This is a genomic window from Streptomyces sp. NPDC002853 (assembly GCF_053591915.1).
This window is the reverse complement of sequence record NZ_JBSFUS010000006.1, coordinates 98,489-123,152: the sequence shown is the minus strand read 5'-3', so window position 1 is coordinate 123,152 and position 24,664 is coordinate 98,489. Positions and strand designations below refer to the sequence as shown.

The 24,664-nt window shown below is 69.5% G+C and carries 20 protein-coding genes and 1 riboswitch; of the genes, 9 read left to right on the top strand and 11 right to left on the bottom strand.

Going from position 1 to position 24,664, the window contains the following annotated elements; genetic code table 11:
* Positions 1 to 98: 98 nt before the first annotated feature.
* Positions 99 to 380 carry an HPr family phosphocarrier protein gene (locus ACWD02_RS17755; RefSeq protein ID WP_190085156.1) on the top strand — a complete coding sequence of 94 codons (282 nt, stop codon included), beginning with the start codon at positions 99 to 101 and terminating at the stop codon, positions 378 to 380.
* Positions 381 to 611: 231 nt separating this feature from the next.
* Here the strand turns inward: ACWD02_RS17755 and ACWD02_RS17750 are convergent, their stop codons facing one another.
* The 4 genes from ACWD02_RS17750 to ACWD02_RS17735 all read right to left on the bottom strand — a co-directional run bounded on the left by ACWD02_RS17750 (position 612) and on the right by ACWD02_RS17735 (position 5,390).
* Entirely contained in the window at positions 612 to 1,271 is a 660-nt protein-coding gene (locus ACWD02_RS17750) for a GntR family transcriptional regulator (RefSeq protein WP_451211081.1), read from the bottom strand.
* A 210-nt stretch (positions 1,272 to 1,481) separates the two neighbouring features.
* Positions 1,482 to 2,285, bottom strand: coding sequence for a M23 family metallopeptidase (locus ACWD02_RS17745; protein ID WP_363209948.1), 804 nt, complete (start codon positions 2,283 to 2,285; stop codon positions 1,482 to 1,484).
* 12 nt (positions 2,286 to 2,297) lie between these two features.
* A riboswitch (cyclic di-AMP (ydaO/yuaA leader) is annotated at positions 2,298 to 2,461 on the bottom strand.
* A 197-nt stretch (positions 2,462 to 2,658) separates the two neighbouring features.
* A complete protein-coding gene (locus ACWD02_RS17740; protein ID WP_451211078.1) occupies positions 2,659 to 4,044 on the bottom strand; it encodes a M16 family metallopeptidase in 1,386 nt (461 codons plus the stop codon).
* The gene (locus ACWD02_RS17735) at positions 4,041 to 5,390 is read right to left on the bottom strand and encodes a M16 family metallopeptidase (protein ID WP_451212020.1); all 1,350 of its coding nucleotides are present in this window, start codon (positions 5,388 to 5,390) and stop codon (positions 4,041 to 4,043) included. The genes ACWD02_RS17740 and ACWD02_RS17735 overlap by 4 nt, the downstream gene beginning before the upstream one ends.
* Before the next feature lie 219 nt (positions 5,391 to 5,609).
* Between ACWD02_RS17735 and ACWD02_RS17730 the strand changes: the two genes are divergently transcribed.
* Positions 5,610 to 8,063: a DNA gyrase/topoisomerase IV subunit A gene (locus ACWD02_RS17730; protein WP_451211076.1), complete on the top strand. Its 2,454-nt coding sequence runs from the start codon at positions 5,610 to 5,612 to the stop codon at positions 8,061 to 8,063.
* Between the two features lie 4 nt (positions 8,064 to 8,067).
* Here ACWD02_RS17730 and ACWD02_RS17725 read toward each other — a convergent pair whose 3' ends face one another.
* On the bottom strand, positions 8,068 to 9,129 hold the full coding sequence (locus ACWD02_RS17725) for a CobW family GTP-binding protein (protein ID WP_451211074.1): 1,062 nt from the start codon (positions 9,127 to 9,129) through the stop codon (positions 8,068 to 8,070).
* Between the two features lie 385 nt (positions 9,130 to 9,514).
* Between ACWD02_RS17725 and ACWD02_RS17720 the strand changes: the two genes are divergently transcribed.
* Positions 9,515 to 9,997 carry a DUF6082 family protein gene (locus ACWD02_RS17720; RefSeq protein ID WP_451211072.1) on the top strand — a complete coding sequence of 161 codons (483 nt, stop codon included), beginning with the start codon at positions 9,515 to 9,517 and terminating at the stop codon, positions 9,995 to 9,997.
* 130 nt (positions 9,998 to 10,127) lie between these two features.
* Complete coding sequence (locus ACWD02_RS17715) at positions 10,128 to 10,364, top strand: hypothetical protein (protein WP_451211070.1); 237 nt, start codon at positions 10,128 to 10,130, stop codon at positions 10,362 to 10,364.
* Between the two features lie 223 nt (positions 10,365 to 10,587).
* On the opposite strand, the gene ACWD02_RS17710 is transcribed toward ACWD02_RS17715, so the two are convergent.
* Positions 10,588 to 11,772, bottom strand: coding sequence for a citrate synthase/methylcitrate synthase (locus ACWD02_RS17710; RefSeq protein ID WP_451211068.1), 1,185 nt, complete (start codon positions 11,770 to 11,772; stop codon positions 10,588 to 10,590).
* Positions 11,773 to 11,880: 108 nt separating this feature from the next.
* Between ACWD02_RS17710 and ACWD02_RS17705 the strand changes: the two genes are divergently transcribed.
* Genes ACWD02_RS17705 through ACWD02_RS17690 form a run of 4 tightly spaced genes read left to right on the top strand, consistent with a single transcriptional unit; the run spans position 11,881 to position 16,527 of the window.
* Positions 11,881 to 13,143: a citrate synthase family protein gene (locus ACWD02_RS17705; RefSeq protein WP_451211066.1), complete on the top strand. Its 1,263-nt coding sequence runs from the start codon at positions 11,881 to 11,883 to the stop codon at positions 13,141 to 13,143.
* A 36-nt stretch (positions 13,144 to 13,179) separates the two neighbouring features.
* Positions 13,180 to 14,127, top strand: coding sequence for a sucrase ferredoxin (locus tag ACWD02_RS17700; protein ID WP_451211064.1), 948 nt, complete (start codon positions 13,180 to 13,182; stop codon positions 14,125 to 14,127).
* A 28-nt stretch (positions 14,128 to 14,155) separates the two neighbouring features.
* Positions 14,156 to 15,850, top strand: coding sequence for a sensor histidine kinase (locus tag ACWD02_RS17695; RefSeq protein ID WP_451211061.1), 1,695 nt, complete (start codon positions 14,156 to 14,158; stop codon positions 15,848 to 15,850).
* Positions 15,847 to 16,527 carry a response regulator gene (locus tag ACWD02_RS17690; RefSeq protein ID WP_451211059.1) on the top strand — a complete coding sequence of 227 codons (681 nt, stop codon included), beginning with the start codon at positions 15,847 to 15,849 and terminating at the stop codon, positions 16,525 to 16,527. Before ACWD02_RS17695 ends, ACWD02_RS17690 begins: the two co-directional genes overlap by 4 nt.
* A 17-nt stretch (positions 16,528 to 16,544) precedes the next feature.
* On the opposite strand, the gene ACWD02_RS17685 is transcribed toward ACWD02_RS17690, so the two are convergent.
* The 3 genes from ACWD02_RS17685 to ACWD02_RS17675 form a co-directional block, all read right to left on the bottom strand.
* On the bottom strand, positions 16,545 to 18,137 hold the full coding sequence (locus ACWD02_RS17685) for a solute symporter family protein (protein ID WP_451211057.1): 1,593 nt from the start codon (positions 18,135 to 18,137) through the stop codon (positions 16,545 to 16,547).
* Positions 18,134 to 18,655, bottom strand: a complete 522-nt coding sequence (locus ACWD02_RS17680) for a DUF485 domain-containing protein (protein ID WP_451211055.1) — start codon at positions 18,653 to 18,655, stop codon at positions 18,134 to 18,136. Before ACWD02_RS17680 ends, ACWD02_RS17685 begins: the two co-directional genes overlap by 4 nt.
* A 215-nt stretch (positions 18,656 to 18,870) precedes the next feature.
* The gene (locus ACWD02_RS17675) at positions 18,871 to 20,994 is read right to left on the bottom strand and encodes a DNA gyrase/topoisomerase IV subunit B (protein ID WP_451211052.1); all 2,124 of its coding nucleotides are present in this window, start codon (positions 20,992 to 20,994) and stop codon (positions 18,871 to 18,873) included.
* A gap of 440 nt (positions 20,995 to 21,434) precedes the next feature.
* Here ACWD02_RS17675 and ACWD02_RS17670 point away from each other — a divergent pair, with 440 nt between their 5' ends.
* A complete protein-coding gene (locus ACWD02_RS17670; protein ID WP_160507629.1) occupies positions 21,435 to 21,662 on the top strand; it encodes a DUF7455 domain-containing protein in 228 nt (75 codons plus the stop codon).
* A gap of 169 nt (positions 21,663 to 21,831) precedes the next feature.
* Here ACWD02_RS17670 and ACWD02_RS17665 read toward each other — a convergent pair whose 3' ends face one another.
* Complete coding sequence (locus ACWD02_RS17665; protein WP_451211049.1) at positions 21,832 to 22,662, bottom strand: serine protease; 831 nt, start codon at positions 22,660 to 22,662, stop codon at positions 21,832 to 21,834.
* 172 nt (positions 22,663 to 22,834) lie between these two features.
* Complete coding sequence (locus ACWD02_RS17660; RefSeq protein WP_451211047.1) at positions 22,835 to 24,379, bottom strand: RNA polymerase sigma factor; 1,545 nt, start codon at positions 24,377 to 24,379, stop codon at positions 22,835 to 22,837.
* Positions 24,380 to 24,664: the final 285 nt, after the last annotated feature.

The following is a 24,664-nucleotide window of genomic DNA, read 5'->3' as shown; positions in this document are numbered from 1 at the left end:
CGGCCGGCACCGTATGGACCTGCGGCCCGGCGGAGCACTCGTGACGGCATGAGACACTGGTCTAGACAAGTGTGAGACACCTGGAAGGGCAGCAACACATGGCTGAGCGCCGCGTCAACGTCGGCTGGGCCGAGGGCCTTCACGCCCGACCCGCCTCCATCTTCGTCCGCGCGGCCACCGCCGCCGGCGTCCCCGTGACGATCGCCAAGGCTGACGGCAACCCCGTGAACGCCGCCTCCATGCTCGCGGTGCTCGGTCTGGGCGCGCAGGGCGGCGAGGAGATCGTGCTCGCCTCCGACGCCGAGGGTGCGGACGCCGCCCTCGACCGTCTGGCGAAGCTGGTCGCGGACGGCCTCGAGGAACTCCCCGAGACCGTCTGACAAAGGCTGAGACTCATACGCCGTAGGGCCCTCCCCCGAAATGGGGGCGGGCCCTACGGCTTTTCCATGCCCATTGACCACACGCTTGACCGCACGCATTGACCGTACCCATTGGCTGCGCTCATCGACTGTGCCCATTGACCGAATACCGGCGCAGGGCATCGGAAGCTGAATTCGGGCAGCAGGAATTCGCCCCCTCCGAATAGCACTTCTTTGTATACGGCGCCTCTGTTAATGCCGCAGGCCCACCGTGTTTACGACATGTTGCGAATCCCTCACACGATGCGCGGCCGTCGTCCGCTCCGTGTGGGCCGCGGTGAGCGACCTGGCGCGCTCCGCGTCCCCGCGCGTCACCGCGTCGACGATCGCGGCGTACTCGGCCCAGGCCTCGGCGGGAGCGGCAGACGCCTCGACCACGTACATCCAGGCGATCTTGTGCCGGAGCTGGGTGAGCAAGGCCGTGAGGCCCGGGCTGCCGGAAGCCTGGGCGAGCGTCTCGTGGAACCAGCCGCCCAGGGAGCGCAGATCCTCGCTGTGTCCCCGCCTCGCCCGCTCCTGACCGAGCCTGACGAGACCGCGCAGGACCTTCAGGTGCGCCTCCGTGCGGCGATGGGCGGCGCGAGCGGCGCCCAGAGGCTCCAGGAGCGCGCGGATCTCGAGGAGGTCGGCGGCCTCCTGCGCGGTCGGCTCCGCGACGCACGCGCCCGCGTGCCGGCGTGTGACGACGAAGCCCTCTGCCTCGAGGGTGCGCAGGGCTTCGCGCACCGGGACACGGGAGACTCCGTAGCGGCGCGCGAGCAGTTCCTCGGTGAGCCGGCCGCCCCGTTCGTAGACACCGGAGACGATGTCGTCCCGGATTGCCGTGCATACCGAGTGCGCGGGAATGCGCATGACTGACCTCCGCCTTAATCCCCGCGAAACGCGGTCGATCGACGCCTGTTCTGCGACTCTATTGCAGGGCGGCCGAATTTCCGACGGCAGGCTGAAATCCAGGGATACTTTTGGCCAGAGGAGATGCGGGAACGGCGAAAGCCCCGGCTCGACGAGCCGGGGCTTTCGGTGAATCAGTGACGCTCGTGCGTCCGCGTTCGACCGCTGGGATCAGACGTTGACGCCGTGCGAGCGGAGGTACGAGACGGGGTCGATGTCCGTGCCGTAGTCCGCGCCGGTGCGGGCCTCGAAGTGCAGGTGCGGGCCGCTGGAGTTGCCGGTGGAGCCGGAGAGGCCTATCTGCTGGCCCGGAGTGACCGCCTGGCCGACCGTGACGCCGAGGGACGACATGTGGCCGTACTGGGTGTACGTGCCGTCGTTCATCTTGATGACCACGTTGTTGCCGTAGGCGCCGCCCCAGCCGGCCTCGACGACGGTGCCGGAGCCGACCGCGTGGACCGACGTACCGGAGGCCGCGTGGAAGTCCACGCCGGTGTGGCTGCCGGAGGACCACATGGCGCCGCCGGTCTGATAGCCCGTGGAGACGTACGAGCCGGAGATCGGGGAGACGTAGCTGTTGAGGCGCTTGCGCTCGGCCTCGCGAGCGGCACGCTCCTTGGCCTCGCGCTCCTTCTTGGCCTTGGCCTTCGCCTCGGCCTCGGCCTTGCGCTTCGCCTCTTCGGCCTTCTTCTTGGCGGCCTCTTCGGCCTTCTTGGCGGCTGCGGCGTCGTCGGCGGCCTGCTGCTGGGCAGCGGCCTGCGCGTCGATGCTCTCGGCGAGCGAGTCGCCCACGGAGATGGCCTGGGTCAGGCCGGTGTGCTCAAGAGCCGCCGCGTCGTCGGCGGCGAGCGCCGGAGCGGCCAGGCCTCCGATGACACCGGTGGTGGTGAGGGCGGCGACGCCCGCCACGTTCGCGGTCGTACGCGTGAGGCGGCTCGGGCGACGGTGCTTCCCGGTGGCACGGGTGAACGCCATGAAGCGGCTGATCCTTTCCTTCCTTCTCGCCTACCGGGTTAGCTGACGGGTTCGGAGCAGGAAGGTCTCCTACGAGTCCCTCACCTGACGGCAAGGTTCCCGATTCACCCCAAGGGGACATGTGGGTCCCCGGCTCCCCTGGCTCGCGCCGTACGGGGACTCGGCGATGACTGTCCGGTGCCGCGGGTGCGGCGTACTGCATGACGAACAGCCGGGATGACGCTAAGCGGGCCATCTTTCAAACGACAAACGGATCAGAGCTTTTGTAGCGCACGCCACAGGTCAGACACGTAACCTCCATATCAATTCGGACATAAGAGGACCCCAGTGGTAAATCTCAGCCACTGGGGTCCCGATATGTCCTGACTGCCACTCAGCCCGTGACCACACTCACTTCACCGATGCCGAGCGCCCTGACGGGCTCCTCGATCTGCGCGGCGTCACCGACCAGCACCGTCACCAGCCGGTCCACCGGGAAGGCGCTCACGACGGCGGCAGTGGCCTCCACGGTGCCGGTCGCGGCCAACTGGCGGTACAGCTGGGCCTGGAAGTCGTCCGGCAGGTGCTGCTCGACCTGGTCGGCGAGGGTGGCCGCGACGGACGCCGCCATCTCGTACTTGAGCGGGGCCACGCCCACCAGGTTCTGCACGGCGACATCGCGCTCGGCGTCCGTGAGGCCGTCGGCCGCGAGGGTGCGCAGGACCTTCCACAGGTCGTCGAGCGCCGGGCCCGTGGACTCGGTGTCCACGGAGCCGCTGATGGCGAGCATCGCGGCGCCGGTGCCGTCCGGTGCGGAACGCAGGACCTGGGCGAACGACCGTACGCCGTAGGTGTATCCCTTCTCCTCGCGCAGGACGCGGTCGAGGCGCGAGGTGAGGGTGCCTCCGAGGCAGTACGTGCCGAGCACCTGCGCGGGCCACACGCGGTCGTGGCGGTCCGGTCCCACGCGGCCGATGAGCAGCTGCGTCTGGACGGCTCCGGGGCGGTCCACGATGACGACACGCCCGGTGTCGTCCGCGGTCACCGGGGGCACCGGACGCGGCTCGGCGGTGCCGCCCGTCCAGGCCCCGATGGTGTCGGCGAGCACGGCGTCCAGATCGACACCGGTCAGGTCGCCCACGACGACGACGGTCGCCGTGGCGGGACGCACGTGCTTCTCGTAGAAGGCGCGCACCGCCGCCGAGTCGATGGGCGTCACCGTCTCCTCGGTGCCCTGACGGGGGCGCGACATGCGCGAGGTCGCCGGGAAGAGCTGCCGGGAGAGCTCCTTGGCGGCGCGACGCCCCGGGTTGGCGGCCTCGTGCGGGATCTCGTCAAGGCGGTTGCGCACGAGGCGCTCGATCTCGCTGTCCGCGAAGGCGGGGGCGCGCAGGGCGTCGGAGAGCAGACCGAGCGCCTTCGGGAGGCGGGAGACCGGGACTTCGAGCGATACGCGTACGCCGGGGTGGTCGGCGTGCGCGTCCATGGTGGCGCCGCAGCGGTCGAGTTCGGCGGCGAAGTCCTCGGCGGAGTGCTTGTCCGTGCCTTCGTTGAAGGCCCTCGCCATGATGGTGGCGACGCCGTCCAGGCCGGCGGGCTCGGCTTCGAGCGGCGCCTCCAGGTGGACCTCCACCGCGACGACCTGCTGGCCGGGGCGGTGGCAGCGCAGCACCGTGAGGCCGTTGTCCAGGGTGGCGCGCTCGGGCGCGGGGAAGGCCCACGGCCGTGCGTCGCCCGCCTGGGGCTGCGGGTGGAACTGCATCGTTGCGGCCTCGGTCACTTCGCCGCCTCCTCTTCGTCCTCGTCGGTGGCTTCGGCGGCGGCAGCGCCCTCGATGGGCTCGTACACGAGCACCGCGCGGTTGTCGGGGCGCAGGCGCGCGGCGGCGGCCGCCCTGACCTCTTCCGCGGTGACGTCCAGGACGCGCCCGACGGCGGTGAGGGCGAGCTGCGGGTCGCCGAACAGGACCGCGTACCGGCAGAGTTCGTCCGCGCGGCCCGCCACCGTGGAGAGACGGTCGAGCCACTCGCGCTCCAGCTGTGCCTGGGCGCGCTCCATCTCCTCCTCGGTGGGGCCCTCTTCCGCGAAGCGGGCGAGCTCCTCGTCGACCGCGGCCTCGATGACGGGGACCTCGACGTCACCGGACGTCTTCACGTCGAGCCAGCCGAGCGAGGGGGCGCCGGCGAGCCGCAGCAGGCCGAAACCGGCCGCCACGGCGGTGCGGTCGCGGCGCACGAGGCGGTTGTAGAGCCGCGACGACTCGCCGCTGCCGAGGACCGTCAGCGCCAGGTCGGCCGCGTCGCACGCGCGCGTGCCGTCCTCCGGGAGGCGGTAGGCGGCCATCAGGGCGCGGGCGGGGACCTCTTCCTCGACGACCTCGCGCAGCTCCTTGCCGATCGTGTCGGGCAGCGAACCGTCGCGCGGCGGCTGCTTGCCGTCGTGCGAGGGGATGGACCCGAAGTACTTCTCGACCCAGGCGAGGGTCTGCTCCGGGTCGATGTCGCCGACGATCGACAGAACCGCGTTGTTGGGCGCGTAGTAGGTACGGAAGAACGCCCGCGCGTCCTCCAGCGTCGCCGCGTCCAGGTCGGCCATGGAGCCGATCGGGGTGTGGTGGTAGGGGTGGCCCTCGGGGTACGAGAGGGCGGTCAGCTTCTCGAAGGCCGTGCCGTACGGAACGTTGTCGTAGCGCTGGCGGCGCTCGTTCTTGACGACGTCGCGCTGGTTCTCCATGGATTCTTCGTCGAGCGCGGAGAGCAGCGAGCCCATGCGGTCGGCTTCCAGCCACAGGGCCAGCTCGAGCTGGTGTGTGGGCATGGTCTCGAAATAGTTCGTGCGCTCGAAGCTCGTGGTGCCGTTGAGCGAACCGCCCGCACCCTGCACCAGCTCGAAGTGGCCGTTGCCCTGCACCTGCTTCGAACCCTGGAACATGAGGTGCTCGAAGAGGTGCGCGAGGCCCGTACGCCCCTTGACCTCGTGGCGTGAACCGACGTCGTACCAGAGGCAGACCGCGGCGACCGGGGTCAGGTGGTCCTCGGAGAGCACCACGCGCAGGCCGTTGGCCAGCCGGTGCTCGGTCGCTGTCAGGCCGCCGGAGCCGGCCTCGGCTGTGGCCGTGTGACCCATGGGCATGTACGTCCCTTCGATCGCGAAAAGCTGGAAATTCTGCCAGTCCTGACACTGTATGCAAGCGTGCCGACAACCTGTGAAGTTCCCGCTCCGCGCTCGGCGTAGTCGGCCCCGAAGTCCGGGTCGTGGTCGGCGTTGTCAGTGGGACAGTCCACAATGGTCGGCGTCAGATCCCTTTGATGCCCTGGCAGACACCCTGAAGGAGCCGCAGCAGCGATGGCCCGCCGCAGCACGAAGACCCCGCCGCCCGATGACTCGTTCGAGGAGAAGATCCTCGACATCGACGTCGTCGACGAGATGCAGGGCTCCTTCCTCGAGTACGCGTATTCGGTCATCTACTCGCGCGCCCTGCCGGACGCCCGCGACGGCATGAAGCCGGTGCACCGGCGCATCGTCTATCAGATGAGCGAGATGGGCCTGCGCCCGGAGCGCGGCTATGTGAAGTGCGCCCGCGTCGTCGGCGAGGTCATGGGTAAGTTGCACCCCCACGGCGACGCGTCGATCTACGACGCCCTGGTGCGCATGGCCCAGCCCTTCTCCATGCGCCTGCCGCTGGTGGACGGCCACGGCAACTTCGGCTCCCTCGGCAACGACGACCCGCCGGCCGCCATGCGGTACACCGAGTGCAAGATGGCCGACGCGACGTCCTTGATGACGGAGTCGATCGACGAGAACACGGTCGACTTCGAGTCGAACTACGACGGCCAGGAGCAGGAACCGGTCACCCTCCCGGCGGCCTATCCGAACCTCCTGGTGAACGGCGCTTCGGGCATCGCCGTCGGCATGGCGACGAACATGCCGCCGCACAACCTCGGCGAGGTCATCGCGGCCGCCCGTCACCTGATCAAGCACCCCGGGGCCGACCTGGAGACGCTGATGCGTTTCGTCCCGGGCCCCGACCTGCCCACGGGCGGCCGCATCGTCGGCCTGACCGGGGTCAAGGACGCGTACGAATCAGGGCGCGGCACCTTCAAGATCCGCGCGACGGTGGCCGTCGAGAACGTGAGCGCGCGCCGCAAGGGCCTGGTCGTCACCGAACTGCCCTTCTCCGTGGGCCCCGAGAAGGTCATCTCGAAGATCAAGGACCTGGTCGGCTCGAAGAAGCTGCAGGGCATCGCGGACGTCAAGGACCTCACGGACCGCTCGCACGGCCTGCGCCTGGTCATCGAGATCAAGAACGGCTTCGTCCCGGAGGCCGTCCTCGAGCAGCTCTACAAGCTGACGCCGATGGAGGAGTCCTTCGGCATCAACAACGTGGCCCTGGTGGACGGCCAGCCCCTCACGCTCGGCCTCAAGGAACTGCTCGAGGTCTACCTCGACCACCGCTTCAACGTGGTGCGCCGCCGCAGCGAGTTCCGCCGCGGCAAGAAGCAGGCCAGGCTGCACCTGGTCGAGGGCCTTCTGGTCGCCCTCCTGGACATCGACGAGGTCATCCGCCTCATCCGCTCCAGCGACAACTCCGCGCAGGCCAAGGAGCGCCTGATGGAGCGCTTCTCGCTGAGCGAGATCCAGACGCAGTACATCCTCGACACGCCGCTGCGCCGCCTCACCAAGTTCGACCGCATCGAGCTGGAGTCCGAGCGCGACAAGCTCAACGCCGAGATCGAGGAGCTGACCCGCATCCTGGAGTCGGACGCCGAGCTGCGCAAGCTGGTCTCCGCCGAACTGGCCGCCGTGTCCAAGAAGTTCGGCACCGACCGGCGCACGGTCCTCCTGGAGTCGGCGGGCACCCCGGCGCCCACCGTCTCGCTGCAGGTGGCGGACGACCCCTGCCGCGTGCTCCTGTCCTCGACCGGCCTGCTGGCCCGTACGGCCAACGGCGAGCCGTTCGCCGAGAGCGACACCAAGCGCGTCAAGCACGATGTGATCGTCTCCGCGGTGCCCGCGACCGCGCGCGGCGAGGTGGGCGCGGTGACTTCTGCCGGACGCCTGCTGCGCCTCTCCGTGGTGGACCTCCCCCAGCTCCCGGAGACGCATTCGGCGCCGAACCTCTCCGGAGGCGCGCCGGTCTCGGAGCTGCTCTCCCTGGAGACGGACGAGAAGCTGATCTGCCTGATGACCCTGGACGAGTCCTCACCGGGTCTGGCCCTGGGCACCGAACAGGGCGTGGTCAAGCGCGTCGTCCCGGACTATCCGTCCAACAAGGAAGAGCTCGAGGTCATCACCCTCAAGGACGGTGACCGGATCGTCGGCGCGGCCGAGCTGCGCACCGGCGAGGAGGACCTGGTCTTCATCACGGACGACGCCCAGCTCTTGCGCTACCAGGCCTCGCAGGTACGCCCGCAGGGCCGCCCCGCGGGTGGCATGACGGGCATCAAGCTCGCGGACGGCGTCAAGGTCATCTCCTTCGTGGCAGTGGACCCGGCCGTGGACGCCGTGGTCTTCACGGTGGCCGGCTCGCGCGGCACGCTCGACGACTCGGTGCAGACGACGGCCAAGGTGACGCCGTTCGACCAGTACCCCCGCAAGGGCCGCGCCACGGGGGGCGTACGCGTCCAGCGCTTCCTGAAGGGCGAGGACTGCCTGAGCTTCGCGTGGGCGGGCCCGACGCCACCGCTCGCGGCCCAGCGCAGTGGTCTGCCTGCGGAGCTGCCGGAGATCGACCCGCGCCGCGACGGCTCGGGCGTCTCCCTGGCGAAGCCGGTGGCGGCGGTGGCGGGCCCGGCGTAGCCGGCTACTCCGCCGGCTCTGGCTCCTGCACGTACCGCAGTACGCCCCACATCCCGTGCTCATCGGCACCGGCCTGTGGGGCGTACGCGCGCGCGGCCTCCAACTCCTTCTCCAGGGCGGGTACGTCGATGCCGGACCCGATGAACACGAGCTGGGTCAGCCGGGCCTCATTCGCGGCCCACGGCTCCGGGTAGAACCGCAGAAAACGCCCCACGGCGTGCACGGCGTACTTGTTGCGCGGGTCGTCGGCGCCGAAATCGACGTACCCCTTGATGCGGTAGAGCCCTTCGGGCCGACTGTCGAGTAGGGCCATGAACGGGCGGGGGCTCATGGGCACTTCGGAGGAGAAGGAGAGACTTTCGTAGGCGGAGTGCAGATGGCCATGGTGGTCGCCGCCCGCGTCATGCTCATGCTGATGCAGGTCGTCGAAGGAGAGCTGTCCGAGGCGCTCACCCACGGGCTTCCGGTCAAGGAGCAGCTCGACGTCGACGCGTCCGTAAGAGGCGGGGACGACGGCGGCACGATCGGTGAGCCCGCGGACGACACCGAGCACCCGCTCCCGCTCGCTCTCTGCCACCCGATCAACCTTGTTGACGACAACGAGGTCGGCGATCCCGAGATGCCGGTCGACCTCGGGGTGCCGCTGCCGGGTCGAGTCGAACTCAACAGCATCAACGACCTCGACGAGCCCGCCGTACACGATGTGCGGATTCTCGCTGGCGAGCACCATCTTCACGAGCTCCTGCGGCTCGGCAAGCCCACTGGCCTCGACGACGATGACGTCGATCGCGGCGGAGGGCCGGGCGAGCCGCTCCAGATACTCATCGAGCTCACTGGCATCCACGGCACAGCACAGACATCCGTTGCCGAGCGAAACGGTGGAGTCCCCGAGCTGCCCGGCCACGGCCATGGCGTCGATCTCGATGGACCCGAAGTCATTGACGATCGCTCCGATACGGCTGCCACCGCTGCGGTGCAGCAGGTGATTGAGCAGGGTCGTCTTCCCCGAACCCAGGAAACCGGTGAGGACGATGACCGGGATCTGCCCGGCACCCGGCTGAGTCAACGTGCGACCCCTTTCACACTGACGCGTGCACCGGCGCGGGCACCGGCTCTCGTACGACGAATGACTGCTGCCCCAGCATACGAGCGCGTAGAAACCCCGCGAAGTGAACGATTGTTAGCGGCGCAGGCGGGGCACACATCTGGCACGGCGCCGGGACATGCGACCACTGCTGCCTTCCGTGCGCTCCCAGTCCGCCTCCCAGCCGATCAGAGCCGCTCGGCATCCTGGGGGGCGGCAAGCGCGCCGCCCACCGCTCGCCGGTCCGCTCCCTGTCGACCCGCACCCGACGACCGGCGGACGGTCGCCTGATTCGGGGGTTGACATGGCCACACAGAATATTTGGATACGGGGGGCGGGCTCGGCCACGGTGGCTGGGCTCGCGTGTGTGACCGCCATCTGTGCGCTGCTGGTCGCACAGCAGCGGAGGTACGAGGAACTACGTTCGCGAATCGAACGCGTCGAGCAGCCCCAGAACCGCCCCACCGAGCTGGCCCAGCAGCAGCACCTGCAGTTCTACCTGCTCAGCAAGGCAATGGACGATCCGGATCTGGCCGCTGTGCTCAGCACCGTGGAGGCGCCGCCCACGGCACGGCGTCAGTACCTCTTCGCCAACGCCATGTACACAAATGCCCTCCTCGCCTACCGCACCGGAATCGTCAATTGGGAAGGGCTCCACGGGCATCTTCGGGTCATCTGCCGCAACCCCGTGTTCCGTGAGTACTGGGAGGCGACCCGTCACCATCGAGCGAGCCTCGAAGACTCCTCGGACGAGGCCAGAGTGGGTCTCATGATGGACGGTCTCATCCGCGACTTGGAGGACCCGGACACCGAAGAGTGGTGGGTGGTGGGCGAACCTCCGCCCGAGTAGAGCCCGACAGCCGGGCGAACATCCCTACGGGTGGGTCCAGTTGGCTCAAGGAGCGCAATGCACAGGGGCGACGAGCCGCTACGGTGACCCCGTTCTCGCCCCTACTGCTCCAACAAGGACTGGGATTCCCTTGAAGATCGTGCGTCGCCTCGGTGTGCCCCCACGCGCCAGAGGCAGTCTCTCCGGGGAGACATGCCCCGACATCTTTGAGCTGACCGACGGTAATTTCGCCGTGATCGGCACGGAGGCAACGGACAGGCTCGATGGTGAGCTGCCACCCGACGCCGCACGCGCCGACTATGAGCGAATCGTGGTGGTCAGCCGCGAAACACTCATCCGCGCCAAGGCAGACATCCCGGAGGTCTGAGCAGCGACATGAGTCTCGTGACCATAACGAGCGTCATCATGGCCGTAGCGGCTTCAGTGACGGCGGCCGCAACCGTGATGAGCGTACGCAAAAGCCACAAAGGCCCGCCTTCCGGGCCCCCTGCCCCACCCTCCGATCCGCCGCCGCGGAACCAGGCGGATTAAGGACGCGGCACCACTGATCGAGAGGTCCGGCACCGCCTCGGTGCCGGACCTCTCGTACCTCACGCCCCCGGCGGAACCGGAACCGGCGCCCCCACCCCCACATACCGCGCCGCCGGCCGAATGATCTTCGAGTCCTCCGCCTGCTCCAGCACGTTGGCCCCCCAACCCACCACCCGCGCCGCCGCGAACGTAGGCGTGAACATCTCCCGTGGCAGGCCGCACAGTTCCATGACCACGCCCGCGTAGAACTCCACGTTCGTGTGCAGCTCGCGGCCCGGCTTCAGTTCGGCGAGGATCGCCTCCACCTGGCGTTCGACCTCGACCGCGAACTCCACCATCGGCCCGCCGAATTGCCGCGCGATCCCCCGCAGCATGCGCGAACGCGGGTCCTCCGTGCGGTACACGGGGTGGCCGAAGCCCATGATGCGGTCCCCCGCGAGGACCCGCTCGCGGATCCAGCCGTCGATGCGATCAGGCGTGCCGATGGCGTCCAGCGTGTCGAGCGCGCGGCTCGGAGCCCCACCGTGCAGCGGACCCGACAGCGCACCCACGGCCCCCACCAGGCAGGCCGCGACATCCGCCCCCGTCGAGGTGATCACCCTCGCCGTGAACGTCGACGCGTTGAAGCCGTGATCAATGGTTGAGATCAAGTACTGCTCGATCGCCCTCGCACGACCCGGATCCGGTTCCGAACCCGTCAACATGTAGAGGTAGTTGGCCGCGTAGGAAAGGTCCTCGCGCGGTTCCACGGGGTCGAGCCCCTGACCGAGCCGGTACAGCGCCGTGAGGAGGGTCGGCACGACAGCGGACGCGGCGAGCGCGTCGGCACGGCGCCGGTCGGCGTCAATGTCGTACACCGGCCGGAAGCCCTTCGCCGCGCCGAACAGCGACAGCGCCGTACGCAGCCCGGCGAGTGGCCCCGACAGGGCGCTGGCGCGGGCTATGGCGGGCAGCGCGGCACGCACCTCATCCGGCAGGTGGCGCAGGGCCGCCGTCTCCGCGGCGAAAGCGGCCCGCTGCCCCGCATCCGGCAGCTCGCCGTGGAACATCAGGTGCCAGACATCCTCGAAGCCGCGGCTCTGCGCGAGCTCGACGGCCGAGTACTGACGGTAGTGGTAGAAGCCCTCGTATCCCCTGACGTCCCCGAGCCGGGTCTCGGTCACGACGACGCCCGCGAGCCCGCGGGGAACCTCCACGGGGCCGGTGGGGCTGGTGGGGGTGGTGGTGGAGCCATTGATCGGCATGTTCTTCCTCGACTTCCTCCCTGGACTTGATTCGACTGTCCATGCTTGACTGACTCACTGTCAATATTGATTGGAGCAATGTACGACGGAATGGATACGGTGTCGCCCATGACGGATCAAGAGGCCGCCCCCAAGGAAGGCCGACGCCTGAGCACCCGGGAAGCCGCGGAACTGCTCGGCGTAAAGCCGGAGACCGTGTACGCCTACGTGAGCCGCGGCCAGCTCAGCAGCCGCCGTGGCCCCGGCTCCCGGGGCAGCACCTTCGACGCGAAAGAAGTCGAGTCGCTCGCCCGCAAGAACCGCCGTGAACCCGCCGCCACCTCCACGGGCAGCGAACTCTCCGTCCGCACCCGCATCACGCTCATCGACAAGGACCGCTACTACTACCGCGGCGTCGACGCGACGGACCTCTCCCTGGCGCGCTCCTACGAAGAGGTCGCCGAGTGGCTGTGGACGGGCGCCATGCGCCCCGGAATCCGCTTCACCGCCCCCGAGGAGACCGCCGAAGCCGCACGCCGTGCCGTCGGCGCACTCCCCGAGCACAGCGGCCCGACCGACCGCCTCCGCGTGGCCGCCATCGCGGCCGCCGCGGCTGATCCGCTCCGCTTCGACCTCTCCGAAGAAGCCGTCATCGGCACCGCACGCACCCTCATCCCCACGCTCGTCACGGCGCTGCCCCCGTTGAGCCGCGCCCACCGGGACGAGGGCCCCCTGGCCCGCCGCCTATGGGCACGGCTGAGCGGCAGGCAGCCCCGGGAAGCCTCGCTGCACGCCCTCGACACCGCGCTCGCGCTGCTCGTCGACCACGACCTCGCCGCCTCGACGCTCGCCGTCCGCGTCGCCGCCTCGGCCCGCGCCCACCCGTACGCAGCCGTGTCGGCAGGCCTCGGCGTCCTGGAGGGCCCCCTGCACGGCGCGGCGAGCGGCCTCGCGCACCGCATGCTCCTGGACGTCCTCGACCGCGGCAGCGCGGCCCCCGTAGTGGCCGACGAGCTTCGCGCGGGCCGCCGCGTCCCGGGCCTCGGCCACCGGCTCTACCCCGGGGACGATCCGCGCGCACAAGCCCTGTTCGCGCTTCTGGAGACCATCCCCGAGGCGGGCCCCGCCCTCGCCGCGGCCCGCGACGTGGTGGCCACCACGGCCCGCCACACGGACCTGCACGCCAACGTCGACCTGGCCCTCGCCGTCCTGACCGCCTCCTCCGCAATGCCCGCCGAAGCGGGCGAGACGATCTTCGCCGTGGCGCGCACGGCCGGCTGGATCGCGCACGCCTTGGAGGAGTACGGGGAACGTCCCCTGCGCATGCGTCCCAGCGGGCAGTACGTCGGACTGCGTCCGCCCCAGGCCATGCCCACGCCCGACGGGGGATGAATCAGCCCAGACCCGGCGCAGGTTAGGCTCACCTCTGTGAGTAAGTGCACCACCGCTTCGCGGGACCTGGACGAGCCTCTCGCGGGGACCGCGGCCACCGCCAAGACCTGGTTGCTCCTTGAGCAGCCGGGCCCGTGGGGCGCCAGGGCGCTCACTTCGAGCCACCTGGATCCGGAGACGGGCCGTGCTCTGGAGGCCGCCGCCGAGGGGACCGGCGTACGTGTCGCGCTCATCCGCCGCCCCGGCCGTCACGCCGACAGCCACCCCTCGGCACGCCGACGGGTGTACGTGGCGCACACCGCGCCCGGCAACACCTGGCTGCGCGCACACGTCACGGACAGGCCGCAGGAGTTGCTCGGCCTCGACTTCGCGGCTCTCGGCGCGGGCGACCACGGCGGATTCGGCACCCCGCACACCGGCGACCCGCTCGCCCTGGTCTGCACGAACGGCAAGCGTGACCGCTGCTGCGCGCTCCTGGGCAGGCCGCTCGCCGCCGAACTCGCCACGTCAGGTGAACAAGGCGCCTGGGAAGTCACTCATCTGGGTGGTCACCGCTTCTCCCCCACGCTGCTGATCCTGCCCTACGGCTACGCGTACGGCCGCTCCGATCAGACCGCCGTCAAGGAGATCCTCGAAGGGGTGCGTACGGGGCGCGTCGTCACCAAGGGCTGCCGGGGCAGCTCCGCCTGGGAGCGCCCCGGACAGGCCGCCGAGCTCGCCGTGCGTGCCACAACGGGCGAGGACGCCGCGGGCGTCCTGAGCGTCGCCAGCACGGACGGCACGGCCCCACGCTGGGACGTGACGGTGGTCCACACCGACGGGCGGCGCTGGCGCGTGACGGTCGCCCAGGGCGCCTCCCAGCCGCCCAGGCCGGAGAGCTGCGGCGCGGCACTGGCGGCCCCGGTGCGCATGGATGTCGTGGCGGTACGGCTGATCGGGGGCGGAGCCGCACAGGAGATCCCCGCCACAGTGACTTCGGAGTAGCCCTCCGCTCGCCGTACCGTTCGTACACATGAGCCCGACCTCCCCTGCCCGACGACTCCGTCTCGGCCTGCCGCGGCGCGTGTTCTCGCAGGTGCTGCTCATGCAGCTGGCCATCGCCGCCGGGGTCGCCGTGCTCGCCACGGGGCTCTTCCTCGCGCCGCTCAGCGATCAACTGGACGACCAGGCGATGCGCCGCGCGCTCGCCATCGCCCAGACCACGGCCGCCCAGCCACAGCTCGCCGAGGACCTGCGCTCCTCGAAGCCGGCGGTCGACGGGCCCGTGCAGACGGAAGCGGAACGCATCCGGCGTGCCAGTGGCGCCGAGTACGTCGTGATCATGAACAAGGACGGCGTGCGCTGGTCCCACACCGATCATGGCCAGATCGGTCGCATAGTCTCCACCGACCCCAGCGAGGCGCTCGCCGGGGACGAGGTCATGGAGATCGACGACGGCACCCTGGGCCGCTCGGCCCGCGGCAAGGTGCCGCTGCGGGACATCGACGGGGACATCGTGGGAGCCGTCTCCGTGGGCATCGAGTACGACAGTGTCCGCGCCCGGTTGATCCACGCGATCCCCGGGCTCTTCGCCTACGCGGGCGGGGCGCTCGCCGTCGGCGCCCTTGCCGCCTATCTGATCTCGCGCAGGGTGCAGCGGCAGACCCGTGACCTGGCCTTCTCCGATATCTCGGCACTCCTTGCGGAACGCGAGGCGATGCTGCACAGTATCCGCGAAGGCGTGGTGGCTTTGGACCGCGCGGGCCGCGTACGCCTCCTCAACGACGAGGCCCAGCGTCTCCTCGGCCTCGGGGCGGAAGCCATCGGGCAGCCGCTCGACACCGCGCTCGGCCCGGGGCGTACGACCGACGTGCTCGCAGGGCGGGTCACCGGAACCGACCTCCTGACCGTCCGCGGCCAGCGTGTCCTGGTCGCCAACCGCATGCCCACGGACGACGGCGGCGCGGTCGCCACCCTGCGTGACCGCACCGAGCTGGAGCAGCTGGGCCGCGAACTCGACTCCACCCGCGGCCTCATCGACGCACTGCGCGCCCAGGACCACGAACACGCCAACCGCATGCACACCCTGCTCGGCCTCCTGGAACTCGAGATGTACGAGGAAGCGGCGGAGTTCGTCGGCGAAGTGGCGGGGGCGCACCGGGTGACCGCCGAGCAGATCACGGAGAAGATCGGCGACCCCCTGCTCGCCGCTCTCCTGGTGGGCAAGGCCACGGTCGCCGCGGAGCGCGGGGTCGTCCTCGCCGTCCCCCGCGACACCGCGCTGCCCGACCGGCTGATCGATCCCGGCGGTCTGGTCACCATCGTCGGCAATCTGGTCGACAACGCGCTCGATGCCGCGGCAGGCACCCTCCACGCGCGCGTGGAGGTCGATGTGCGCACCGAGGGGCGCTCCGTCGTACTGCGGGTGAGCGACACCGGTCCCGGCGTACCGCCCGGACAGCGCGAGACGATCTTCACGGAGGGCTGGTCCACCAAGGAGCCTCCGGCACACGGCAAGCGGGGCATCGGGCTCGCACTGGTGCGCAGGCTCGCCGAGCGGCAGGGCGGCAGCGCACGGGCCGACGCCTCCCCCGAAGGGGGCGCCGAGTTCACCGTCGTACTGCCAGAAGCACTCGCACAGGCCGAACTGGCCCCGACGTCCGAACTGGCCCCGACGTCCGAACTGGCCCTGACGTCCGAGACGGCCCCCACGGAGGAGACACGATGATCGAGGTACTCGTCGTGGACGACGACGTCCGGGTCGCGGACGTCAACGCCGCCTACGTGGAGAAGGTTCCCGGCTTCCGGGTGGCCGCGAAGGCCCACAGCGCGGCCGAGGCACTGAGGCTCATCGAGGACCTCCCCGTCGACCTGGTGCTCCTCGACCACTACCTGCCGGACGACACGGGACTCGCGGTGGTCCGCACGCTGCGTGAGCGCGGCCATCAGACCGACGTGATCATGGTGACCGCCGCGCGCGACGTCGCCACCGTGCAGGCCGCGATGCGCCACGGAGCCCTGCAGTACCTGGTCAAGCCGTTCTCGTACGCGGGACTTCGCGCGAAGCTCGACGCGTACGCGACCTTGCGCCGCACGCTGGACGGCGGGGGCGAGGCCGAGCAGGCCGAGGTCGACCGCATCTTCGGCGCCCTCTCGGCGACTCCGGCGCCGGAGCTGCCCAAAGGGCACTCCCCCACCACGGCCGAACTGGTCCGCAGGGCCCTGATGGGCGCGGAAGGGCCGCTGTCCGCCCAGGAGTTGGCCGACCGCACCCGGCTGAGCCGTCAGACGGCCCAGCGCTACCTGAAGCTCCTGGAGCGCTCGGGCCGCGTCCGGCTCAGCCTCAAGTACGGCGACACGGGCCGCCCGGAGCACCGCTACGTATGGGCGTCCAGCGCCTCCTAGCGGCCCGTGGAGGGCGGTTACGCCGCTCCCGCCCCGGTGAGCGACCGCACCTCGGTCTCCGCGTGCTTGGCCTCGTCCGCGGGCTCCGACGAGGTGACGGTGCCCAGCCATCCGGCGAGGAAGCCCAGCGGGATGGAGACGAGCCCCGGGTTCTCCAGCGGGAAGTACTGGAAGTCCACTCCCGGGAAGAGGGAACTCGGCCCCCCGGAGACCACGGGTGACAGCACGACGAGCACCAAGGAGGGCACCAGGCCGCCGTAGACCGACCAGACAGCTCCCCGCGTGGTGAAGTTCCGCCAGAACAGCGAGAAGAGCAGCACGGGCAGATTCGCGGACGCGGCGACCGCGAAGGCCAGGCCCACCAGGAATGCCACGTTGAGATCCCGGGCGAGCAGCCCCAAGCCGATCGCGACCACACCGACCCCGGCGGCCGCGAGGCGCGCCACCGCCACCTCGCTGCGCGGCTTCGCGTGCTTGCGCCGCAGCGACGCGTACAGGTCGTGGGCCACCGATGCCGAGGAGGCGAGCGTGATCCCGGCGACGACGGCGAGGATCGTGGCGAAGGCGATCGCGGCGACGATCGCGAAAAGAACCGTTCCGCCTGTGGAGTCCGCGCCGCCTCCCAGATCGAGCGCGAGCAGCGGAACCGCCGTGTTCCCCGCGGCGTTCGATCCCCGCACCGCATCGGAGCCCACGATCGCGGCGGCGCCGAAGCCGAGCACGATCGTCATCAGGTAGAAGCTGCCGATGAGGCCGATGGACCAGACGACGGAGCGGCGGGCGGCCCGCGCGGTGGGCACCGTGTAGAAGCGGGAAAGGATGTGCGGCAGTCCGGCCGTGCCGAGGACGAGCGCGAGTCCGAGACTGATGAAGTCCAGGCGCGAGGTCCAGTCGCCGCCGTACTTCAACCCGGGCGCGAGGAACTGGCTGCCGTGCCCGCTGCGATCGGCGGCGGTCCGCAGCAACTGGTCGAAGTCACCGTGGAAACGCACGAGCACGAGCACGGTCAGCGCGATCGCGCCGCACATCAACAGGACCGCCTTGACGATCTGGATCCAGGTGGTGGCCCGCATCCCTCCCAACGACACATAGATAACCATGAGCGCACCGACGCCGATCACCGTCCAGGCCTGCGCCGCCCCGCTCGTCCCCCCGAGCAGCAGCGCGACCAGTGAGCCCGCACCCACCATCTGCGCCACCAGATAGAGAACGGACACGGTCACCGAGGAAGTTCCCGCCGCGATGCGCACGGGCCGCTCCCTCATCCGTGCGGCCACGACATCGGCAAGCGTGAACCGGCCGCAGTTGCGCACCAGTTCGGCCACCAGGAACAGCACGACCAGCCAGGCGACGAGGAAACCCACCGAGTAGAGCAGCCCGTCGTACCCGAAGAGAGCGATCAGCCCGGAGATGCCGAGGAAGGAGGCGGCCGACATGTAGTCGCCCGCGATGGCGAATCCATTCTCCATGGGCGAGAAGAGCCGCCCGCCCGCGTAGAACTCCTCCGCGGAACCGTGCCGGTTGCGGCTCACCCATGTCGTGATGGCGAGCGTGACGGCCACGAACACGCCGAACAGCAGCAGGGCGAGCGTCTGGTGGTCGCCGGTCATCGCTCGCTCCCCCGGACCAGTCGCTCGCTCCCCCGGGCCAGTTCCTGCTCCCGCTTCTGCTCGAACACGGCCCAGCGCAGATCGAGCGCCGCGTGATCCCTGCGCAGCCTGGCGTGGCGGGCGTACGCCCAGGTCAGCAGGAAGGTGGTGAGGAACTGGCCGAGGCCGGCGAGCATGGCGACGTTCACGGACCCCGCGACGGGTCGCGCCATCAGCCCCGGGGCCGTCGTCGCGGTCACGACGTACGCGACGTACCAGGTGAAGAAGACGGCAACCCCGGGGAAGACGAACCGCCGATACCGGCCGCGTACCTCCTGGAAAGCAGCGCTGCGCTGGACCTCCAGATAGATGTCGGCCGCGCTCGCGATCCGCTCCGGTGCGGCCCGGGGCGCCACCACGGGCGCCGGCGCGCCCGTGCCGTCCAACTCGCCCCAGCCGGACGCAAGCGCGTCGTACCAGGGATCCCTCGGACCGCCGGTCCGCGCCTGCCCCGCATCGCGCCCGTCGTGCTTCTCCACCGAACTCTCCTTGTCCGCAGCCTTGTTCGGCCGCGTGCCCAAGGATGGACAGAACGGGAAGATCCCTGACTCTTCTCTCCCTGCTCTTCACCCCATCAGGTGAAGGACCGCATCAATGGCCCCCGAAAACGCGCCGTGGGTGGAGCCAAGAGAGGCTCCACCCACGGTGGGATGCGTACCGCGCGAGCGGCACACACCGCTGCGTCGCGCGAGCGCTACGCGTCGATGCGCGAACGGTCCAGCGTCGCCGCCGAGCTCGTGATGAACTCCTTGCGGGGCGCCACGTCATTACCCATCAGCAGGTCGAAGACCTGCTCGGCGGCGTCCAGGTCGCCGATGTTGACCCGCCGCAGGGTGCGGTAGCGGGGGTCCATGGTGGTCTCCGCCAGCTGATCGGCGTCCATCTCGCCGAGGCCCTTGTAGCGCTGGATGGAGTCCTTGAAGCGGATCCCCTTGCGCTGGTACTCCAGGAGCGTCTCGCGCAGCTCGTTGTCCGAGTACGTGTAGACGTACTTGTCCTGGCCCTTCTTCGGCTGCACCAGCTCGATCCGGTGCAGGGGCGGCACGGCCGCGAAGACCCGGCCCGCCTCCACCATCGGGCGCATGTAGCGCTGGAACAGGGTGAGCAGCAGGATCCGGATGTGCGCGCCGTCCACATCGGCGTCGACGAGCAGAATGATCTTGCCGTAGCGCGCCGCGTCGATGTCGAAGGTCCGGCCCGACCCCGCCCCTATGACCTGGATGATCGCGCCGCACTCGGCGTTCTTCAGCATGTCCGTGACGGACGCCTTCTGAACGTTGAGGATCTTGCCGCGGATCGGCAGGAGGGCCTGGAACTCGGAGTTCCGCGCCAGCTTGGCGGTGCCGAGCGCCGAGTCGCCCTCGACGATGAAGAGCTCACTGCGCTCCACGTCGTCACTGCGGCAGTCGGCCAGCTTCGCGGGCAGCGAGGACGATTCGAGGGCCGTCTTACGACGCTGGGCGTCCTTGTGCTGCCGGGCCGCGATGCGCGTACGGGCGGCGGCGACAGCCTTCTCCATCACGGCGCGCGCCTGCGCCTTGGCGTCGCGCTTGGTGGACGTCAGGAACGCCTTGAGCTCCTTGGCGATGACGTTGGAGACGATGCGGTTGGCCGCCGAGGTGCCGAGCACCTCCTTGGTCTGACCCTCGAACTGCGGCTCGGCGAGACGGACCGTGACGACCGCGGTCAGCCCCTCCAGGGCGTCGTCCTTGACGATGTCGTCCTCGGCGACGCGCAGCACCTTCTGGGTGCGCAGCACCTCATTCATCGTCTTGGTGAGCGAGCGCTCGAAGCCCGTCATGTGGGTGCCGCCCTTGGGGGTGGCGATGATGTTGACGAAGGACCGCAGCGTCGTGTCGTAACCCGTGCCCCAGCGCAGCGCGACGTCCACGGCGAGCTCGCGGGTGACCTCGGTGGGGGACATCTGGCCGTGGTCGTCGAGGACCGGGACGGTCTCCTTGAAGGTGCCCTGCCCAGTGAAGCGAAGGACGTCACAGACGGCCTTGTCCTGGGCCAGGTACTCGCAGAACTCGCTGATGCCGCCGTCGAAGCGGAAGGATTCCTCGCCCTTGGTACCGCCCTCTCCGAGGCCGTACTCGTCGCGCACGACGATGGTCAGGCCCGGCACCAGGAACGCGGTCTGGCGGGCACGCTGGTGCAGCGTCTCGAGGCTGAGCTTGGCGTCCTTGAGGAAGATCTGGCGGTCGGCCCAGTAGCGCACGCGCGTGCCGGTGCGCGTCTTGGGGATCTTCTTGGTCTTGCGCAGCTTGGCCGACGAGTCGAAGTCGGCGTCGGGGCCGGGCTTGGCGAAGGCCCCGGGCACGCCACGCCGGAAGCTGATCGCGTGGGTGTGCCCATGGAGGTCCACCTCCACGTCGAGGCGCGCGGACAGGGCATTCACCACGGAGGCACCCACACCGTGCAGGCCGCCGGAGGCGGCGTAGGCGCCACCGCCGAACTTTCCGCCGGCGTGGAGCTTGGTCATGACGACCTCGACTCCGGAGAGGCCGGTCTTGGGCTCGACATCCACCGGGATGCCTCGGCCGTTGTCCCGGACCTCTACGGAGGCGTCGTCGTGGAGGATGACTTCGATGTGGTCGCAGTAGCCACCCAGGGCCTCATCGACGGAGTTGTCGATGATCTCCCAGAGGCAGTGCAGCAGGCCGCGGCTGTCCGTCGACCCGATGTACATGCCAGGACGCTTGCGAACGGCCTCGAGCCCCTCCAGGACGAGCAGGTGCCGCGCGGTGTAGTTGGAACCGTCCCGGTCTGCTCCGGTCAGCAACGCTGTGGACGGCACGGACGTCTCGGCGGTCACGCGGTTCGCTCCTCGCTGAATTTCAAAAGGGGCCTCTTGGGGTAAGGCCCCGGCTTCGGTTGCCGCTCAGAGGGTACCGAGGCCTGGTAGAGCCGTTGTAACGCCACCCTCGTCACTACTCACACTAGTCCAGTGCCGCACGCTTGTTCGATCCCTCGATTGAGTGAAGCGAACGTCACGTTCCCTTCCAGGCATGAACCATTTAGGCTCCGGGCACGTCCTCATGAACAACCGGCAACCCAGCCGGCGGACGACCGACCTGACAGACAGCGCGAAACCGTACGACACGTTAGAGACGTAATACGGCACATTCGCCGCCAACCGGCAGCAGACAGCCGCCTCGGAAAAAACTTCGAGGAAAAGCCACGAGCGGGAACGTTTTCGGCCTGGTTGGATGTTGACCCTGGTACGACAGCTCGTCGAGCTAGAGAAGAGGCGACGTGACTACTGTTCTGACCCCCGCGAGCCCCCTGACGGCCGCTGATCGCTGCGACCGCTGCGGCGCCCAGGCATACCTGCGCGTCGTCCTGTTGAGCGGCGGTGAACTGCTCTTCTGCGCCCACCACGGCCGCAAGTTCGAGCCGGAACTCAAGAAGATCGCCGCTGAGATACAGGACGAGACGGAGCGGCTGACGGCCGTCCCGGAGACCAACGACGAGGATCGCTGACACCTCGCCCCCACGACGAGCGATCCGGCGCACACCAGGCCGGTGACCGGGCGGCCGACCCTGCCAACCCCAGGGCCGGCCGCCCGCTCGCGTTAGAGGGGCGCCCAGACGCCTTCTCGGCGGTCTCTCGCGGCGCCCCACACCCCCCACACGCACAACTCCCGCACGTTCAGCCGCGCAGAGGCATCGCCCGTGCGGCGCTCGAGACACGCGTGTAGACCCCGGGGCTCCCGGCCCGCCCACAGCCGCTCCCCCACGACACCAGGCCGATCAGCCGCCCGCGCGCGACCAGCGGACCACCGCTGTCCCCCTGACAGGCGTCCCGCCCGCCCTCAAGTTCCCCCGCGCACAGCATGGATGCGGCCGAGTACTTTCCGTCAGAATTGCCGGGATAAGCGTCCTGGCAGGTCGCATCAGGCAGTACGCGCACCTGCGCGGAGTGCAACGTCCGTGCGTAGTCGCCCGATCCCGTGGTGTCACCCCACCCGTAGACCGCCGCGCGTGTGCCGGGTTCGTACGCCTGGTCCCCCGCGGCCGCCATACCGATGACGTAGCCCTGCGGAAGCGGGTTGGCCAGCGACAGCACCGCGAAGTCGCCCGCGTTCGACGAGCTGTCGTACTCCGGGTTGACCTTCACCTCACGTACCGGAATCTCGCGGCCCTGCGCTCTCCCCAGGTCGTCCCGGCCGGCGATCACCTTCAGGTCACTCATCTCGCCCAGCCGTACCCCCAGGACTTCCTCCCCCAGACAGTGGGCCGCCGTGAGGACCGTGGAGCGACCGACCACCACGCCCCCGCAGAACTGCCCCGAGCGCGTACCCCCGAACCGGTCACGGCTGGACAGCGCCACCACCCAGGGGCTGTCGGCCACCCGCACCGGGCCGCCCCCGACGACGACGCTGTCGGCGGCCGCGGGGGTCGTGGAGGCCAACGGCAGCGCCACCACCGGGGCCACAAGGGCCAGCGTCGCCGTGAAGGTTCGGGCGAAAGGACGAGGCATGCGATCTCCTCACTCTGGGTTCTCGTGAAACACCCACAGTGATCCAGTGCGTCACGCCGCGCACCCGCGCCACGCGCGTCCGCGTCACGGCGGGCGCCTCGGGCGCATCGGACAAACAGAAGACCCGAGGCCTCGCGTGAGGCCTCGGGTCTTCTTCGTGGAGCGCTGGTGACTAGTCGAGGTAGTCGCGCAGGACCTGCGAACGCGACGGGTGACGCAGCTTCGACATCGTCTTCGACTCGATCTGACGGATGCGCTCACGCGTCACTCCGTAGACCTTGCCGATCTCGTCGAGGGTCTTCGGCTGGCCGTCCGTGAGACCGAAGCGCATGGAGACCACGCCCGCCTCACGCTCGGACAGGGTGTCGAGCACGGAGTGCAGCTGCTCCTGAAGGAGCGTGAAGCTGACCGCGTCGGCCGGAACGACCGCTTCGGAGTCCTCGATGAGGTCACCGAACTCGCTGTCGCCGTCCTCACCCAGGGGGGTGTGGAGGGAGATCGGCTCACGGCCGTACTTCTGGACCTCGATGACCTTCTCGGGGGTCATGTCGAGTTCCTTGGCCAGCTCCTCCGGGGTGGGCTCGCGGCCCAGATCCTGGAGCATCTGGCGCTGCACGCGCGCGAGCTTGTTGATGACCTCGACCATGTGCACCGGGATACGGATGGTGCGGGCCTGGTCGGCCATCGCGCGGGTGATCGCCTGACGGATCCACCAGGTGGCGTACGTGGAGAACTTGTAGCCCTTGGTGTAGTCGAACTTCTCGACCGCGCGGATCAGACCGAGGTTGCCCTCCTGGATGAGGTCCAGGAAGAGCATGCCGCGGCCGGTGTAGCGCTTGGCCAGGGAGACCACCAGACGGAGGTTGGCCTCCAGGAGGTGGTTCTTGGCGCGGCGCCCGTCCTCGGCGATGATCTCCAGCTCGCGCTTGAGCTTCGGGGCGAGCTTGTCGGCGTTCGCCAGCTTGTCCTCGGCGAACAGGCCGGCCTCGATGCGCTTGGCGAGCTCGACCTCCTGCTCGGCGTTGAGCAGCGGGACCTTGCCGATCTGCTTCAGGTAGTCCTTGACGGGGTCGGCGGTGGCACCGGCCGCGGCGACCTGCTGGGCCGGGGCGTCGTCCTCGTCCTCGTCGGACAGCACGAAGCCTGCCTGGGGACCCTCCTCCGTGGACTCGCCCTCACCGGGCTTGCCCTTGGCGGACGTCTCCTCAGTGGCCTCGTCGTCCACCATCTCGTCGTCCTGCTTGGACGTCTTCTTGGCCGTCGCCTTCTTGGCGACGGTCTTCTTGGCGACGGCCTTCTTCGCCGTCGTCTTCTTGGCGGCGACCTTCTTCGCGGGCGCGTCCTCAGCGGCGACATCCGCGGCCGACGCCTCGGGGGCGGCGGACGCGGTGGCCTGCTTCGCCGTGGCCGTCTTGGCCGCGACGGTCTTGGTCGCGGTGCGCTTGGCCGGGCTCTTCGCTGCGACGCTCTTGCGGGGGCGTTTCGGCTCCGCGGCACTGACCATCAGCGTCACACCCTCTTCCTCGAGGATCTGGTTGAGGCTGCGCAGAACGTTCTTCCACTGAGTGGCCGGAATCTGGTCAGCTTCGAAGGCACGACGCACGTCATCGCCGGCGATCTGCCCATCAGCCTTTCCCCGCTCGATGAGCGCCATGACAGAGACGGATTCGGCGATCTCCGGCGGGAGCGTACGGGATGTGCTGGCCGACACGAACAACCTCTCGGAACGTTGGAAAACGGCTTCCGGCCCCGTCCATTGTGGACCAGGACCGACGACCGACGACTAGGGATGGGCCGACGGCGCAGGCGGGGCCGGGGAGCTACACAGCGCCGCGAACGACTGCTGTATTCCTTCCTCGGCTATCACCTCTTAGGTCATCGCGCTGCCCCGACGAGCGTTACGCCCAATCTACGTGGCCCGAGTCACACCCCGTATGCGCTCAAAAGCGGCCAGATACGGTCAGAGGTGTGCAGACCTGAGTCCTGACGGCCCTCCGACCCG